Origin of the sequence: Ruegeria sp. HKCCD7296, from assembly GCF_013110775.1 — a bacterium.
Classification (GTDB): domain Bacteria; phylum Pseudomonadota; class Alphaproteobacteria; order Rhodobacterales; family Rhodobacteraceae; genus Ruegeria.
The window spans coordinates 125472-142897 of record NZ_WVRF01000003.1 but is presented as its reverse complement, the minus strand read 5'-3'; the positions used below and the strand labels follow the sequence as shown (position 1 = coordinate 142897).

Here is a 17426-nt window from a genome sequence, read left to right as displayed (position 1 = left end):
GGGATGTCATGCCGCAGCGGTGATGCCCGTGCAAGTCAGAACGTAACCACCGTCAGATATTCCCGAACCACCCGGCATTTACGCCTTTTGCGCTTGCGATCCGAGACCTGCATGGGAACAATTGACCACAATGATTGGTGATTTGTTTCTTTTTCCGGAGCGTTTCTTATGAACGTTCGTGTATTTCGGGCCATCCTTCGTGTCTTTGCCCTCTTTGTACTTAGCTGTTTCGTCTTTGCGTTCCTTTCTTCAAGCGCGGTGAGGGCGCAATCTGACCAACCTACGTTGATTGATTTCTGGATCGCTGATGAAAAGCTGTTCCTTGAGGTTGGATTGAATGCTGAAGCACTGTTGCTTGGGTTTGATCCAACACGGCATGAAGTTCTTTCCGGGGATCCGCAGTATCTGACACTGCGGCAGATGGCGGCATCGGAACTGGAGCCACAGATCAGAGCGTTTGTTGAAACGTGGGTGCAGGACGTCGAAGTCCAGGTTCCCGAGCATTTGAAACTGACTTTGGAACGCGTGGTTGTCTCTGAAGGCGGTGGTCAGGAAGAAGCGCGTGTTACCAAACTGCTGCTAACAGCACCTTTTCCGGATCAAGCTTCGAACCTGAAACTGCGCTGGCCGGTTGATGGCGGGCCGATTGTGCTGCGGCAGCAGGGCGTTGCCGCCCCCTATACCAGTTACTTGGCGGCTGGTGAAGCCAGCCCTCTCATACCATTGCGCGGAGGGGCATCCTTGACGCCGCAACAGACACTACAGACGTTTTTTGCGTTGGGGATCGATCACGTCATAAACACGCCGTTCACACCGTGCTTGCTTGCCCTGGTTCTTGTGTTTCTGTCCTTGTCCTTGCGAGCAGTCGTGGCGCAGGTGGTGTTTCTGTCAGTTGGCGTGTTCGTTGGGCTTGGCTTGGCTGTCTACGACGTGTTGAACGTGCCGACCTATGTTGGTTTACATGCGCCGACGGCGTTCTTCATCGGGCTGGCGTTGTGGAACCTCGTGGCACGACGGTTGCAGGTCGCGCGGCTGTTGACGGTGTTTGCTGGCGGAACAGTGTTTGGATTGGCTTTGGCCAGGGCTCTTAGGGCTATCGGCGTGCCGCCGGACCATCAGTTTCCAGCGTTGTTGGGGTTTGGGTCTGGGGTTGTGGTGCCGCTGGTTTTGGCTGCCTCGGCTGCGTTTGGACTGGCGCTGTTGTTTGCTGGCCGTTCGCACAGGACCCGCAGCCGGATTGCAGTTCTGGCCTCAATCCTGATTGCAGGGCTCGGGGTGTATTGGCTGGCCGAGCCCTGGATGCTGCGTTGATGCAGGGTTAGGACATCCCTGCTGTCAGAGTGTTAAGCGCGCCAAGCGGATCGTCGCTGTTCCAGATTTCGTCCCCAATGCCGAAGAAATCGGTGCAGGGGGCAAGGTCGCGGATCAGGTCGGGCGTTAGCCCACCTTCGGCCACAACCGGAACTTCGATCATCTCGGACCACCATTGGAACAGGTCCTTTTCTGCGCGGGTACCATCGCCCAACGTGGCCGTGCCAACAGGTCCGAAGGCCACGTAATCAGCCCCGCTTTCACCTGCTGTCATGCCATCATGGCTGGAGGCACCGCAGAAACTACCAACAATTGCATCTGCGCCCAATTCCTTGCGCGCAGCCCTGACGGACCGAGCCGCGTCGTCCAGATGCACCCCGTCCAGACCCAGACGCTGGGCCAGCAGCACGTGGTTCGAAATAACTATGGCCACATCACGCGCATGGGCGACTTCCCGGCAAGCGTCGGCCGCGCGGGCGATTGTGTCTTCGTCGCTTCCGGCCAGCGCCAGGCGGATGCAGGCGATGTCGGCCCCGTCCAGTACCGTTGCCAGCTTGTTTGTGAAGGTGCTCAACTCGATGGTCGGAGGCGTGATCAGGTAAATCTGCGGCTGCTCGGGGGTGTCCATGGGCGCGTCCTTCGGTTTTTGGTCTTTGGCGCGGTTTAGCGGATTGCGGCGGGGAAGCAAACTTTTATGCCAGCCGAGGCGGTATTTGGAAACAGAAGAAAAGGATCGGGTTGCCCTGTTGACGCCGTCGGATTAGAGCGGGCGGAACTTCTCGGAGACAGCCATGCCCAGCGATACATCTCAGCCATCCTTCGTGCTCGTGCGCCCGCAGATGGGCGAAAATATCGGCGCCGCCGCGCGCGCGATGTGGAATTTTGGTCTGGACCGTATGCGCATCGTGGCCCCACGCGACGGCTGGCCGAATCCCAAGGCCGTGGCCATGTCCAGCGGGGCAGGGCGGTTGCTGGATGAGGCGCAGCTTTTTGACGATCTGGCAGGATCGCTGGCTGACAGCACGTTTGTCTTCGCAACAACAGCCCGACAGCGCGGGTTAACCAAGCCGGTCTACAGCCCAGAACGTGCGATGCAGATCGCGGCTGAGAAAGTCGCAACAGGTGAAAAAGTCGCCGTGTTGTTCGGTCCTGAACGCGCAGGGCTTGAGAATGAGGACATCGCAAAGGCCAACGCGATCATCTCGGTTCCGGTGAACCCGGAATACGCCTCGCTGAACCTGGGGCAATGCGTGTTGCTGACCGCCTATGAGTGGATGCGCCAGACCGGAGACGTGGTGCATGAGGCCACCGATCTGGGCAAGGGCGACTGGGCCACAGGGATCGAAGTGGAAAAACTGGTCGAGCATTATGAGGATCGTCTAGAAGAGGCTGGGTTCTTCTATCCCCCCGAAAAAGCGGAAGGAATGAAGGTAAACCTGCGCAACCTGTGGTCGCGGATGCGGATGACTCGCGCCGATGTGCAGATGCTGCATGGGATCATGCGGCAGATGGTCCGCTGGAAAGACAAAAGCTGAGGCTGGACCTATCTTCCACCAAGCCCTAGCTTGCGACAAAATCAGGACATGAGGACAGCATGAGCGGTAAGCGCAGCATCTTCGAAGAGGTCTCGGACACCGAAAAACAACAAGCCGTGCAACCGGGAATGATCGACCGGGGACGCGGCGGCGCGCGTCAAGCGATCCGCGTTTGGCTTATGATCCTGTTTGCCCTGGTCGTCGTGATGATTGCGGTTGGTGGCCTGACACGCCTGACCGACAGCGGCCTTTCGATCACGGAATGGCGTCCGATCACCGGGGCCATCCCGCCGATGAATGAGGCGGACTGGCAAGCGGAATTCGATAAATACAAGCAGATCGACCAATGGCGCATCCAAAACCAATGGATGGAGTTGAATGATTTCAAGTTCATCTACTGGTGGGAATGGGGCCATCGTCAACTGGGCCGCGTGATCGGACTTGTCTGGGCCATTGGCTTTTTTGGCTTTCTTGCAGCGCGCAAAATTCCAACCGGCTGGACTGGTAAGCTGTTGATTCCGGGCCTGTTAGGCGGTGTTCAGGGTGCGGTCGGCTGGTGGATGGTCGCCTCAGGCGTGACGCAGGGTGAGGGCATGACCGCCGTTGCCAGTTATCGTCTAGCCACACATTTGGGTCTGGCTTTTGTGATCCTGGGCTTTCTGGCGTGGTACATCTTTGAATTGGGCCGCGAAGAACGCGACCTGATGCAGGCGCGCCGCGCGAAAGAGGCCAAACTGTTCTCACTGTCCACCGGTCTGATGCATTTCGCCTTTTTACAAATACTCATCGGCGCGCTGGTTGCTGGGATTGACGCCGGGCGGTCTTACACCGACTGGCCCTTGATCGGCGGGCAAGTATTCCCACCCGATGCCACAGCGCTGGAGCCAATGTGGCGGAACTTCTTTGAAAGTCCCGGATTGGTTCAGTTCATTCACCGCTGCGCGGGGTATCTGCTGTTCATCTTCGCTTTCATCGTCTGGCGTCGTGGCGGGTCCAGCGCGCATCCGCAGACACGTTTTGCCTTCAATGCCGCCTTTGCCGCGCTGGCGTTGCAGGTTGTCGTCGGCATCGTGACCGTGGTCTACGGCGCACCCTGGCAGATTGCGATCTTCCACCAATTCATGGCCGTTGTCGTCTGGACCCTGATCCTGCGTGCCCGGTTCCTGACCGCTTATCCCATCGCAACATCCCTGCGCGGAGTTTGATCCAATGACCGCTTTCAATGAACTCATGGCCTTTCAGCGTGAAACCTCGGCTTTGGGCCAGATTGCTGGGCGGCTGGGTTGGGATCAGGAAACTGTCATGCCGCGAGGGGCTGCCCCACAACGGGCCGAAGAAATGGCTGCAATTGAGGCGGTGCTGCATGCGCGCCGCTCCGATCCGCGTGTGGCGGAATGGCTTGAGCAAGCCGCGCCACAGGACGAAGTGGGTAAGGCCCAGTTGCGTGAAATCCGCCGGGCCTATGAGCGTGCGGTGAAAGTGCCTGCTGATCTGGCAACAGCGATCGCCCGTGTGACATCCGCTGCGCAGGGGTCTTGGGCGCAGGCGCGGGCGGATGAAGACGTCTCGGCCTTTCTGCCGGTGCTTGAAGAGGTCGTGTCACTCAAACGGCAGGAGGGCGAAGCCCTTGCGCAGGGCGGGGACGTCTATGACGCCATGGTCGAAGATTACGAGCCCTACACGACCGGCACGCAGATTGCGGCCATTTTTGATGAGATGCGCCCACGTTTGGTTGCCCTACGCGCCGCAGTATTGGATCGCCCGGAACCGGCAGCCCTGAATGGCAGTTTTGATGAACGGACCCAGATGCGCCTGACGCAAAAGCTGGCGACGACTTTTGGTTATGATCTGAACAATGGCCGTGTTGACAAGGCGGTGCATCCGTTCAGCTCGGGCAGTGGGCTGGATGTGCGCATCACCACGCGAACCAGTGAAACGGACCCGTTCAACTGCTTTTATTCCACGATACACGAGGTCGGCCACGCCGCTTATGAACAGGGTATCGACAAAGCTTATTTGCTGACCCCGCTTGGGAACGGCGTGTCAATGGGCGTGCATGAAAGTCAAAGCCGCATATACGAAAACCAATTGGGTCGTTCGCGTGCCTTTACTGGGTGGCTGTTCGGACAGATGACTGAGGCATTCGGCGATTTCGGTATCGCTGACGCGGAGTCGTTTTACGCTACGGTAAACCGTGTTCATAACGGCTATATTCGGACCGAGGCTGATGAAGTGCAGTACAACCTTCACATCATGTTGCGCTTTGATCTGGAACGCGCACTGATGGCCGGAGACCTGCAAGTGAGCGAGCTCGAGGCCGCCTGGAATGACAGGTTTAAAGCCGACTTCGGCTATGCGGTCGACAAACCTTCGAATGGCTGTTTGCAGGACGTGCATTGGTCGGTTGGATTGTTCGGGTATTTCCCGACCTATTCGCTGGGCAACGTTTATGCAGGATGCTTGTTTCAGGCGCTGCGTGCGGCAGTGCCAGGGCTGGATGACCGATTGGCCGAGGGTGACACCTCGGGTGCGACGGGCTGGTTGCGCGAACAAGTTCAACAACATGGCGGGCTTTATGCACCCCGCGATGTCATTGCACGCGCCAGCGGTGTAGAGCCGGGGCCAGAGCCTTTGCTTGCGTATCTGGAAAAGAAGTTTGGGGCTTTGTACGGGCTGTGACCTGAGAATTCGGTCTCCGGACTGCGTGCAGAAAGGCCGGATTTCTTTGGTAATGCGGCCGCGACAACGGTGATTTTTTTCGTATTTCACCTTAGACGGACCGTTCCAGAGATGATTGCCGTTGGCGACGTCAATACCGCGCGTGTGACACCATATCGCGATCCAGTACGTGAGGCATCATTGACTTGGTGTTCACGCTTGACAGGCCTTTATAAGATAGGCCCGGATCGATTTTTGGGGTGTAAGGAATTGTATTATAGAAAGCTGAAAATACTTCCAGTCAGCGTCACCGTTTCAACATAGGTAACAATGTTGAGGGGATTTGCCCTAAATGAGGAAAAAGGGTGGCCAAATTGTGTCCGGGATACTACGTATTTTCAAGTCTATGTAGCACTCTAGTTGGAGTGCGAATTTGTAAAAAGTGTTTCAAGGGTAGGGGTTAAACACATGGCACTGAAACGTAATGTGGCCGCGGTTGCCTTAGTTGGGGTGTTGGCTGGTAGCGCCGCCTCGGCGTTGAGTGTGACAGCTATTTCTCCTTCATGGCAGAACGTGAATCCAACGACTGGTATTACGGAAAGCAGTTCTGGTTCTACGATCTCGCTGCGTTGGGGCGGTGGCAGTAACCCAAGTGGTTATGATTTTACGCCGACGGGAACACCAATATTGAATCTTTCGCCGGACACAGCTTTTGACCTGGGACAGTTCACGCACCTCAACTTTCCGATTCCGGGGGACGTACTGAGTTCGGTCGATCTTGTCGTCGATCTTCAGATCGGCGGCGGACCTCTGGTGTCATCAACCTTTTCACTGACACATAATGAGACCTTGAATCGATCGGCAAATTGTCCTCAGGATCCAACACCTTGCAACGATGTTGTGACAATTGCCAACACACTTGGTTCTCAGAACTTCACCTTTGGTGGACAGAACTATGTGTTCTCGGTGCTTGGCTTTTCACAGGACGGTGGTAACACGATTTCCACTGGATTCAGTACGGTGGAAGAGGCGCAGAACTACGCAACGCTTTATGGTCAGTATACGATCGCGCCTGTTCCGCTGCCAGCAGCCGGGTGGCTGCTGCTTGGAGGTATTGGTGGGCTGTTCGCATACGGACGTCGCCAAAAGCGCAAAGCGGCTTAGGCAAGGTTTCTCCACCACGCGTTCATTCGTGCGGTGTAGACTTTTCGAATACAAAAAACCCGAGGTCATCGAACCTCGGGTTTTTCTATTTCCAAAGGTTGGAACGATTACTCTTCTGTCTCGTCCTCGCCTTGATCGGCGATCCAAGCCACGCTGACAACCTCTTCGCCCTTACCGGTGTTGAAGACCCGCACTCCGCCCGCGCTGCGGGATCTGAAGGAAATCCCATCCACCGGCACCCGGATCGACTGACCTTTGGACGTGGCCAGCATGATCTGGTCATCGATCTCGACCGGGAAGGACGCCACAAGCTCACCGCCGCGCATCGCCTTGTCCATGGCGGCGACGCCCATACCGCCGCGTCCGCGAACAGGATAGTCATGGCTGGAGCTCAGCTTGCCTGCGCCGCCAGTGGTGATGGTCAGGATCAGGTTCTCGGCTGCCGACATCTGAGCATAGCGTTCCTGCGTAATCGAGCCCGGCGCGGCTTCGTCTTCGTCCACCTCACCGTCATCGGCAATGCCAGCCACGGCGCGGCGCATCTTGAGGTAAGCTGCGCGTTCATCCGGGTCGGCCTCAAAGTGCCGGATCACAGACATCGACACAACGCGGTCGCCATTGGTAAGTTTGATGCCGCGCACACCGGTGGACTCACGTGAGTTGAAGACACGTACATCGGTGGTGCGGAAGCGGATTGCACGGCCTGAATTGGTGACCAGCATAACGTCTTCATCTTCCGAACAGATGCGGGCATTCACCAGTTCAACGCCCTCGGGCAGCTTCATGGCGATCTTGCCGTTGCGGCGGACATTGGTGAAATCCGACAGTCGGTTACGACGTACGTCACCCGCGCTGGTGGCGAAGACGATTTGGAGGTTTTCCCACTCTTCATCCGGCACATCCACAGGCATGATCGCGGCGATAGATACACCGGTAGGAATTGGCAGGATATTGACTATGGCTTTGCCTTTGCCGGTCCGGCTGGACTGCGGCAGACGCCAAGTCTTGAGTTTGTAGACCATGCCTTCGGTGGTGAAGAACAGCAGTTGGGTATGCGTGTTTGCCACGAAGAGGTTGGTGACGACATCCTCTTCCTTGGTCTGCATTCCCGACAGGCCTTTGCCGCCACGTTTCTGAGCACGGAAATCGGCCAGCGGTGTGCGCTTGATGTAACCGCCTGAGGTTACGGTCACGACCATATCCTCACGCTCAATCAAGTCCTCGTCTTCCATGTCGCCGGACCAGTCGACGATCTCGGTGCGGCGGTCGACAGCGAACTTTTCGCGGACGTCGCGCAGCTCATCACCGATGATCGACATGATGCGTTCGCGCGAGGAAAGAATATCCAGATATTCCTTGATCTTGGCTGCTAGTTCTTCCAGCTCGTCCGTGACCTCTTTGACACCCAACTGGGTCAAACGTTGCAGGCGCAGTTCCAGAATTGCGCGGGCTTGAACCTCGGTCAGGTTATAGGTGCCATCGTCGTTCATCTTGGACAGAGGATCGTCGATCAGACGAAGATAACCTTCGATCTCAGCAGCAGGCCAGCGGCGGGTCATCAGCTTTTCGCGCGCTTCGGCGGCGTCTGCCGAGGATCGGATCGTGGCGACTACCTCGTCCACGTTCGACACGGCCACGGCCAGACCACACAGAATGTGGCTACGCTCGCGCGCTTTGCGCAAGTCGTAGGCGGTCCGACGGGCAACAACATCCTCGCGGAAGTCGATGAAGGACGTCAGGAATCGGCGCAGGGTCAACTGCTCGGGTCGGCCGCCGTTCAGCGCCAGCATGTTGCAGCCAAAGGAAGTCTGCATCGGAGAGAACCGATAAAGCTGGTTCAGAACCACCTCGGGCGTGGCATCGCGCTTCAGTTCGACCACGACACGCACACCGTTGCGGTCGGATTCGTCCTGCACGTGGCTGACGCCTTCAATACGTTTCTCGCGCACCGCTTCGGCGATCTTTTCGATCATCGAGGCTTTGTTTACCTGATACGGGATCTCATCCACGACAATCGCATAGCGATCCTTGCGGATTTCTTCGACACGAGTCTTGGCGCGGATGATGACGCTGCCGCGACCTTCCAGATAGGCCTTGCGCGCACCAGATCGGCCCAGCATGACGCCACCCGTTGGGAAATCGGGGCCGGGGACGTATTCAATCAACTGCTCTGAGGTCAGGTCAGGATCGTCGATCAGGGCCAGCGTGGCGTTGACCACCTCCCCCAGATTGTGAGGCGGAATATTGGTCGCCATACCCACGGCGATACCACCGGCGCCGTTGACCAGCATGTTCGGGAAACGCGCGGGCAGAACGGTTGGCTCTTTGTCTTTGCCGTCGTAGTTGTCCTGAAAATCAACCGTCTCTTTTTCGATATCAGCCAGCAGTGCGGCAGCCGGTTTGTCCATCCGCACTTCGGTATAACGCATGGCCGCTGGGTTATCGCCGTCCATCGAACCAAAGTTGCCCTGACCGTCCAGCAAAGGCAGCGACATCGAGAAATCCTGCGCCATCCGCACCAGCGCGTCATAGATAGCTGAGTCCCCGTGCGGGTGGTACTTACCCATTACGTCGCCAACCGGGCGCGCAGACTTGCGGTAGGCTTTGTCATGGGTGTTCCCGGTTTCGTGCATCGCATACAGAATCCGGCGATGCACCGGCTTCAGGCCGTCACGCAAATCCGGGATCGCGCGGGATACGATGACCGACATGGCGTAGTCCAGATAGGATGTGCGCATTTCGGATTCGATGGAGACCGTCGGGCCGTCATACACTGGGCGCTCTGGCGGGGTTTCGTCCATGTTTTCAGGAATTTCTGGCGTATCGCTCACGTAAACTGCCCGATCTTTGGCTTGGGTCTATATCTTGTGGATGCACCTTATCAGACCCGGCACATAAGGTGCAAGCAAGCAGCGCATTGAGTGCGAAAAACCACGGTAACGTCCCGGTAACATATTGTTATCCAAGAATTAGAAGGTTTCTGTGCTAGCCTGAAGAGACCCTGCAACAAACCAGAGGTCCGCATGAACCCAAGCGAAACCGAATTGATGCTAAAGGGGTACGGTCTGACAACGGCGGAATTCTTCTACCATATGCCCGACTATATCCACGTACTAAACACGTTCATCTGGCAGGACTACGACCTGGCGCCGGATCATCCGAAACTGTTCGAATTCATCGATTTCTGGCAGCGAGAGATTGAAGGTCCGCTGCATTCGGTCAAATTCACCCACCGCAAGATGATTGCACCGGGTGAGTGGCGTAACATGGTTGGCGAGTTTCGCGTGAATTGAGTGGTCGGTAATGCCTGACTGACCATTGAATTACCCGTTTTCATTTAAGGCAAGTCGGGTAAGGTGACGGCCAATCTGTTGCTGCCACAGGAAAACAAACCATGACAAAAGCCTTTCTTTTTGCTGCGGCGCTTTGCCTAAGTGGTCCCGCTTGTGCCGAAGGCGTTCTGGACAAGATAAAGAAGGGTGCTGAAAACACCGCAGAAGCGATCGGTCGCGGCGCGGAAAGCGTCGGTGATACTGTCAACAAAGGCGCTGCGGTCGTCGATGAAACCATCGATTCCACGTCGGACTTGCTGTCCAACGAAGCAACGCCGGAAGAAACGCGTGCCAAGCTGGACGTGATGGCAGGAGAAATCCTTGATCAGTTGCTTGCCGAAAACCCCGAAGCGCAGTCACTCTATGACGTCAGCGCAGGTTATGCGGCCTTCGACTCGCGCAAGATTTCGGTGTTTCCGGTATCGGCAGGGTATGGGCGCGGTGTGGCCGTTTCAAAAGACACTGGTCAGCACACCTATATGAACATGGGCACGGGTGGTGTGGGCGCGGCCATCGGCATTGGCGGCTTTGAGACCAAGTTTGTGATCCTGTTCGAAAGCCGTTCAGATTTGGACAACTTCATTCTCCATGGCTATGACGCGACGGCTGAAACCGGCGCCATGTATGGAGAAGACAAAAAGGGCGAAACCGTGCGCTTTAGCGATGGGCGCTCTTTCTTTGTGCTCAGCAAAAAAGGATGGCGCGTATCGGCAGGTGCGTCCGGCACCAAGTTCTGGAAGTCGCCCGAATTGAACTGATCAACCCGAGCAGCTTGCGCCGCCAAGAACGCAAAACTTGGCGCAGTGGGGATGGTTAAGGTGAACATCCGCCTCGGCTTCGGCCAGGCTGTGCCCCATCTCGAATTCGGGCTCATAAGGCAGCAACGTGCAGGCCAGAACGGCAGGGCGATCCGCACCTTTGCGTTTGACCACCATGCGCGAATTGGCACACATCACCGCATTTGGGGATTTGTCCAGAATTCCCCAGCACGCCGTCGTAATTTCAGGCACTTCCACGGATTCGTCCATCTCGGGGAATAGAACGGTCTGAGCTGGATTGTTCGGGTCGATGTCAAAGTCATGCCGGGCGAAGAACGCAGCATAACCAGCGCGGCTTTCTGCATCCGTGTCTCCCCACACCGACCTGCCTGCGATCGCCATGTTGAAACCGTGATCGCGCAACCACTCCATCCCGGTAACGGTTTTGTCGAAACTGCCCTTGCCGCGCTCTTCATCATGCAGGTCGGGGCGGTAGTGATCGACTGAGATGCGCAGCGTAAGCTTGTCGTTGTATTTGCTCTGCAACTCCAACAATCCTTCTCGCATCTTGCGGCGCATCATCGGGGCCATCGCATTGGTCAGAATCAAGACCTCATACCCACGTTCCAGCGCGGCACGAGTCATCTCGATCATCTCGGGGTTCATGAAGGGTTCGCCGCCGGTAAAGCCGATCTCGCGCACGGGCCAATTGCGCTCGTCGATCTGGTCCAGATAATCACGGATTTCATCCGCGGTCAGATAGACCAAAGCAGCATTGGTCGGGCTGCTGGCGATATAGCAGTTCACGCATTCGATGTTGCACAGCGTACCTGTGTTAAACCAAAGCGTGTCTGGCTGGGTCAGTGAAACTGTTGCGCGGGTCTGCCCGTCTGCTGTCACCAGTTTGTCTTGGAACTTGCCGATATTGGCAAGCTGAGGGGCATTGTCTTTCATTCCCGCGTCCGGCTTTTGCTGAAATCTTTGGTTCGAACTAGCGTGTTGTCGGGGATTTGGTAAGGGTGACGCGGCGGTTCTAACAGAGTTTTGATGATCTTTGAGTTTTCATTTTTGGTTGCGCTAACATTGGACATGCAAGTTGGGTCGGGTTAAGGACAGCTTATGGTTTCACGCGTCATCCCTGTTGATCCTTTTGATCTGATTATTTTCGGCGGCACTGGTGATCTGGCGCAGCGGAAAATTCTGCCTGCCCTGTATCGTAGGTTCTGTGCCGGGCAATGGCATGATGACACGAAAATCCTTGCAGCAGCCCGGGCGAACCATACTGCGGAAGAGTTTCGCGAGATGGTTGCCGATTCTTTGAGCCAACATGCGCCGAAGCGGGCGCAGGACAGCCGGGCGCTGATCGGGTTTCTGCAGCGGGTTGACTATGTGCCTCTGGATGCAATGACAGCAGAAGGCTGGGATGTTCTGGGCCAAAAGCTGTCATCGGACCGCATAAGGGCGTTCTACTTCTCGGTTGGTCCAAGTTTGTTCGGCCCGCTGGCCGAGCGGGTCAGGGCGCATAATCTGGCGACGGACGACACCCGCATCGTGGTGGAAAAACCGTTTGGCCATGATCTGGACAGTGCGCGGGCCCTGAATGCCACGCTGGCTGCGCATTTCGACGAGAGCCAGATTTACCGGATCGACCATTATCTGGGCAAGGAAACCGTGCAGAACCTGATGGCTGTGCGCTTTGGCAACATGCTGTTCGAACCCTTGTGGAACAGCCAATATGTCGACCACATTCAAATCACGGTTGCTGAAACCGTGGGGATTTCCGGGCGTGAGGAGTATTACGAGCGCGCAGGCGCAATGCGGGACATGGTGCAGAACCACCTGATGCAATTGCTCTGCCTGATCGCGATGGAACCTCCGGCCAAATTTGATCCCGACGCGGTGCGCGACGAGAAACTCAAGGTAATCCGGGCGCTTGACCAGGTAGAGCCGCATCACATTGTGCGCGGCCAGTTCGCTGCAGGGCCCGAGGGTCCGGGATACCGAGACTGCGTTGGCAATCCGCGTTCAACCACCGAAAGCTATGTGGCGTTGAAGGCCCACATCAGCAACTGGCGGTGGGCCGGGACGCCGTTCTATCTGCGCACGGGTAAGCGGTTGGTGGCGCGGTCTTCGGTGATCAATGTGATGTTCAAGGACGCGCCGCATTCGATCTTCGGGGAAGAAGCCGGACGGCACGCCAATGCATTGTCGATCCGTTTGCAACCCAATGAAGGGATCACCCTGAAGGTGACGATCAAGGAACCGGGGCCGGGTGGGATGCGTCTGGTCGATGTCCCACTGGACATGAGCTTTGCCGAAGCCTTGGGACCCGAAAATCAGGACCCGCCAGATGCTTACGAACGGTTGGTGATGGATGTGATCCGGGGCAACCAGACGCTGTTCATGCGCGGGGACGAGGTCGAGGCCGCCTGGGCCTGGACCGATCCAATCATCGCTGGCTGGCTGGCGCGCGGCGACGTGCCGAAACCTTATGACAGCGGCAGCACAGGGCCGGGCGACGCCGAGCTGCTGATGAAACGAGATGGTCGCCGTTGGCAAGGAATCAAGCCATGAATATTCAGGAATATGCAGACCGCGAAATGCTGGCCATCGACGTGGCAAATGCTTTGGCGGGCGATCTGGAGGCTGCATTGTTGCATCATGACACTGTTGCGCTGGCCGTTCCCGGTGGGACAACGCCGGGGCCAGTGTTTGACAGCCTTTGTGCAGCGGACGTGGCGTGGGACCGTGTGCGAGTTTTGCCAACAGATGAACGGTGTGTACCTGCCGATCACGAGCGTTCCAACGAGCGTCTGATTCGCGAAAGACTGCTGACGAACCGGGCGTCTGTTGCGCATTACATTCCGCTCTATGTACCCGGTGCGGAACCCGAGGCGGCGTTGCCCGAAATCGAATCTCTGATTGCGCCGGTGTTGCCGTTGTCGGTTCTGGTTCTTGGAATGGGTGATGACATGCATACGGCTTCGTTGTTTCCGGGTATGGAAGGGCTGGCTCAGGCATTGGGCAGTGATGCGCCTACATTAACCGTCGCGCGCACCGAGGTGCAGCCCGAGGCGCGCATTTCCCTGACCGCGCCGGTCCTGGATGGGGCATTGTCCAAGCACCTGATTATCTACGGTCAGACCAAGCGCGACGCGTTGGAAAAAGCCATGTCGCTGCCACCGGAAGACGCACCAATCGCCGCTGTGCTGAGCGGTATGACTGTCCATTGGTCGGAGTGAACACATGCAACTGGACGCTTTGAAGGCATTGGCAGACGCGGACCGCCGTATCTTGGACCTGTTTGAGGCGGACGCGAACAGGGCTGTGGAATTTTCAGCTTCGGCCGGGGATATGCATTTTGATTACTCCAAGACGCAGATCGACGAAAGCGTGCGCGCGGGGCTGATCCAACTGTGCGAAGACGCCGGTCTTGCGGCGCGGCGCGATGCGATGTTTGCGGGCGAAAAGATCAACGAAACTGAAGGGCGCGCGGTGCTGCACACGGCCTTGCGCAATCTGGACGGTGGGCCGGTCGACGTGGATGGTCGGGACGTCATGCCCGAGGTTCTGGACACGCTGCAACGGATGCGGGTTTTTGCCGAGGAAGTGCGCGGTGGTGCGATTGCGGGGGCAGGGGGCAGCTTTACCGATGTGGTCAATATCGGCATTGGTGGGTCGGATCTTGGTCCTGTCATGGCAACACATGCGCTGGCTCCGTATCATGATGGGCCGCGTCTGCACTATGTTTCGAACGTGGATGGCGCGCATATCGCTGACACGCTGCGTCAGTTGGATCCGACACGGACTTTGGTGATTGTCGCCTCGAAAACCTTCACGACCATTGAGACAATGACCAATGCGCGCACGGCCCGCGCCTGGATGTCCGAAGGCGGAGGCGATCCGTCCCGGCAGTTTGCCGCCGTATCCAGCGCATTGGACAAGACGCAGGCGTTTGGCATTCCCGAGGCGCATGTGTTCGGTTTCGCCGATTGGGTCGGTGGGCGCTATTCGGTCTGGGGGCCAGTGGGCCTGCCGGTCATGATCGCTGTTGGCTCAAACGCGTTTGACGCGTTTCTGCGTGGTGGGCAGGCGATGGATCTGCATTTCCGCTCGGCGGATTGGGCTGAGAACGTGCCCGTCATGCTGGCGCTGGTCGGTATCTGGCATCGTCAGGTTCTGGGCCATGCCAGCCGCGCCGTGCTGCCCTATGATCAGCGGCTATTGCGGCTGCCAGCCTATTTCCAACAGTTGGAAATGGAATCGAACGGCAAATCGGTGGCGATGGATGGTTCTTCCCTGACTGTTCCGTCGGGCCCTGTGGTCTGGGGGGAACCGGGCACGAACGGTCAGCACGCCTTCTACCAACTGATTCACCAGGGTACGGACGTTATCCCATGCGAATTCATGGTTGCGGCCGAAGGGCACGAACCCGAGCTGACCCATCATCACCGCTTGCTTTTGGCCAATTGTCTGGCGCAGTCCGAAGCCCTTATGCGCGGCCGGTCACTGGACGAAGCCCGAGACCGCATGGCGGCAAACGGGCTGACAAGTGCGGAACTGGAGCGGCAGGCGCGACATCGGGTTTTCCCCGGTAATCGTCCGTCCACCACTCTGATTTATCCCAAACTCACACCATTCGTACTGGGTCAGATCGTTGCCCTGTATGAGCACCGGGTGTTTGTCGAAGGTGTGCTGTTGGGTATCAACTCTTTCGATCAATGGGGGGTGGAGCTGGGTAAGGAGCTGGCCACGTCGCTTGGCCCCATCGTGGATGGTAAAGAAAGCGCCCAAGGCAAGGACGCATCCACCGCTGCGTTGGTCGCCTATGCGTTGAAACACCGGGATTAACGCCTCAAAACGCAGCCTGCTGCACTAGTGGGCTGCATTCTTTTATTGTCAGACAATTAAATGCTTGGCAGGGTTCCTTCCTAGGAAACGACTGGATTGACGCAATGGGGCACGCCCCTAGCTGTTAATGTCAGATGGATAAGGCAGGGGACATCGAAGACCCTGCCAACGACGGGAGGATGTCCATGCTGGGACAGATGATGACGCAGCCCCTGCTGATTTCGTCACTTATTGATCATGCGGAACGCTACCACGGCCAAACCGGGATAATCTCGGTCGAAACAGACGGTACGATTTCCGAGACCAACTGGTCCGAGATTGCGGTGAACGCCCGACGCCTGGCATCAGCGCTAACAAAACTGGGATTAGAGCCACAGGACAGGATCGGAACCCTGGCCTGGAACAACCGGCGGCATCTTGAGATTTACTATGCAACCTCCGGCGCCGGCTATGTCTGCCACACGGTCAATCCGCGCCTGTTCCCCGAGCAACTGACCTATATCATCAACCACGCTCAGGATCGTGTGCTGTTCTTTGATGCAACATTCATCCCGTTGGTTGCTGCGCTGCACGATGCGCTTACCGAAGTCAGGCACTTTGTCCTCATGGGCCCACGCAATGAAGAGGCAGCGTCACAGATCCCCGGTTTAGTGTTCTATGATGAACTGATCGAAACAGGAGATGCTGGCTTCACATGGCCTGATCTGGATGAAAACACGGCATCAAGCCTGTGTTATACCTCGGGCACGACGGGCAATCCCAAGGGCGTGCTGTATTCCCACAGGTCGACCCTGCTGCACAGCTTTGCGTCGAACACAAAGGATGTGATCGGTTATTCTGCGATGGACGTCGTCATGCCCGTCGTGCCGATGTTCCACGTCAACGCCTGGGGATCGCCCTATGCCTGTGCCATGTCGGGGTCGCGGATGGTCTTGCCGGGACAGGATTTGCACGGCGAGGCGCTGGTCAACCTGATCGACACCTATGGTGTGACCCTGGCCATGGGTGTGCCGACCATTTGGCAAGGTTTGCTGGCCCATGCCGCCAAGTGCGGGACCGAGTTGAAAAGCCTGGATCGAACTGTGATCGGGGGCGCGGCCTGTCCGCCTTCGATGATCGAAACCTTCCGCGAAACCTATGGGGTCGACACTGTGCATGCCTGGGGCATGAGCGAGATGAGCCCGCTGGGCACAACAAACTACCCTCTGGCCAAACATCTTGAGCTACCACTGGAAGAACAACATGCGATCCGCCTGAGTCAGGGCAGGCCGCCCTTTGGGGTCGAGCTGAAAATCGTCGATGATGATGGCAATGATCTGCCGCATGACGGCGAAACTCAGGGCGATCTGATGGTGCGGGGGCATTGGGTTCTAGACAGCTATTTTATGCTGCAAGATCAGCAGCTTCTTCAGGATGGCTGGTTTGCCACCGGCGACGTCGCCACGCTGGACCCGGATGGCTATATGACCATCCGCGACAGATCCAAAGACATTATCAAATCCGGCGGAGAGTGGATCAGCTCCGTTGAGCTTGAGAATATCGCAGTCGCGCATCCCAAGCTTGCAACCGCCGCCGTGGTGGGCGTACCGCACCCGAAATGGGACGAAAGGCCGCTGCTGGTTGCTGTAAAGGCTGAAGGGGCAGACCCAAGCGAAGACGAATTGCTGAGCTTCTTCGATGGAAAGATCGCCAAGTGGCAAATCCCGGACAAGGTGGTCTTTGTCGATGCACTGCCGCTGAACGCAACCGGGAAAGTCCTGAAACGCAACCTGCGCGCGGATTTCGAAGACGCCCTGACGGGTTAACTTCAGTTAAGG

The 17426-nt window shown here is 57.2% G+C and carries 14 protein-coding genes; 11 read left to right on the top strand and 3 right to left on the bottom strand.

What is annotated here, in order from left to right; translation table 11 throughout:
* Positions 1–168 precede the first annotated feature (168 nt).
* Positions 169–1311, top strand: a complete 1143-nt coding sequence (locus GS632_RS05700; RefSeq protein WP_171237670.1) for a HupE/UreJ family protein — start codon at positions 169–171, stop codon at positions 1309–1311.
* Between the two features lie 7 nt (positions 1312–1318).
* Here GS632_RS05700 and GS632_RS05695 read toward each other — a convergent pair whose 3' ends face one another.
* Positions 1319–1939 (bottom strand): thiamine phosphate synthase, encoded by a 621-nt coding sequence (locus tag GS632_RS05695; protein ID WP_171237669.1) that lies wholly within the window; start codon positions 1937–1939, stop codon positions 1319–1321.
* A gap of 163 nt (positions 1940–2102) precedes the next feature.
* Here GS632_RS05695 and GS632_RS05690 point away from each other — a divergent pair, with 163 nt between their 5' ends.
* From GS632_RS05690 to GS632_RS05675, 4 genes are all read left to right on the top strand, one after another.
* On the top strand, positions 2103–2846 hold the full coding sequence (locus tag GS632_RS05690) for an RNA methyltransferase (RefSeq protein WP_171237668.1): 744 nt from the start codon (positions 2103–2105) through the stop codon (positions 2844–2846).
* Positions 2847–2905: 59 nt separating this feature from the next.
* Positions 2906–4051 (top strand): heme A synthase, encoded by a 1146-nt coding sequence (gene ctaA / locus GS632_RS05685; protein WP_171721449.1) that lies wholly within the window; start codon positions 2906–2908, stop codon positions 4049–4051.
* A gap of 4 nt (positions 4052–4055) precedes the next feature.
* Positions 4056–5525, top strand: coding sequence for a carboxypeptidase M32 (locus tag GS632_RS05680; RefSeq protein WP_171237666.1), 1470 nt, complete (start codon positions 4056–4058; stop codon positions 5523–5525).
* Positions 5526–5972: 447 nt separating this feature from the next.
* Positions 5973–6668, top strand: coding sequence for a THxN family PEP-CTERM protein (locus GS632_RS05675; protein WP_171180031.1), 696 nt, complete (start codon positions 5973–5975; stop codon positions 6666–6668).
* 107 nt (positions 6669–6775) lie between these two features.
* On the opposite strand, the gene gyrA is transcribed toward GS632_RS05675, so the two are convergent.
* Entirely contained in the window at positions 6776–9499 is a 2724-nt protein-coding gene (gene gyrA, locus GS632_RS05670) for a DNA gyrase subunit A (protein ID WP_171237665.1), read from the bottom strand.
* Positions 9500–9691: 192 nt separating this feature from the next.
* Here gyrA and GS632_RS05665 point away from each other — a divergent pair, with 192 nt between their 5' ends.
* Positions 9692–9961, top strand: coding sequence for an usg protein (locus GS632_RS05665; protein ID WP_171180035.1), 270 nt, complete (start codon positions 9692–9694; stop codon positions 9959–9961).
* 101 nt (positions 9962–10062) lie between these two features.
* On the top strand, positions 10063–10758 hold the full coding sequence (locus GS632_RS05660) for a hypothetical protein (protein ID WP_171237664.1): 696 nt from the start codon (positions 10063–10065) through the stop codon (positions 10756–10758).
* Here the strand turns inward: GS632_RS05660 and GS632_RS05655 are convergent, their stop codons facing one another.
* Positions 10759–11712, bottom strand: coding sequence for a radical SAM protein (locus tag GS632_RS05655; protein ID WP_171721448.1), 954 nt, complete (start codon positions 11710–11712; stop codon positions 10759–10761).
* A 165-nt stretch (positions 11713–11877) separates the two neighbouring features.
* Here GS632_RS05655 and zwf point away from each other — a divergent pair, with 165 nt between their 5' ends.
* The 4 genes from zwf to GS632_RS05635 all read left to right on the top strand — a co-directional run bounded on the left by zwf (position 11878) and on the right by GS632_RS05635 (position 17414).
* Positions 11878–13332, top strand: a complete 1455-nt coding sequence (gene zwf / locus GS632_RS05650) for a glucose-6-phosphate dehydrogenase (protein ID WP_171721447.1) — start codon at positions 11878–11880, stop codon at positions 13330–13332.
* On the top strand, positions 13329–14000 hold the full coding sequence (gene pgl / locus GS632_RS05645; protein WP_171234357.1) for a 6-phosphogluconolactonase: 672 nt from the start codon (positions 13329–13331) through the stop codon (positions 13998–14000). Before zwf ends, pgl begins: the two co-directional genes overlap by 4 nt.
* Positions 14001–14004: 4 nt before the next feature.
* Positions 14005–15609 carry a glucose-6-phosphate isomerase gene (gene pgi / locus GS632_RS05640; RefSeq protein WP_171721446.1) on the top strand — a complete coding sequence of 535 codons (1605 nt, stop codon included), beginning with the start codon at positions 14005–14007 and terminating at the stop codon, positions 15607–15609.
* 185 nt (positions 15610–15794) lie between these two features.
* Positions 15795–17414: a long-chain-fatty-acid--CoA ligase gene (locus GS632_RS05635; RefSeq protein WP_171237661.1), complete on the top strand. Its 1620-nt coding sequence runs from the start codon at positions 15795–15797 to the stop codon at positions 17412–17414.
* Positions 17415–17426 lie beyond the last annotated feature (12 nt).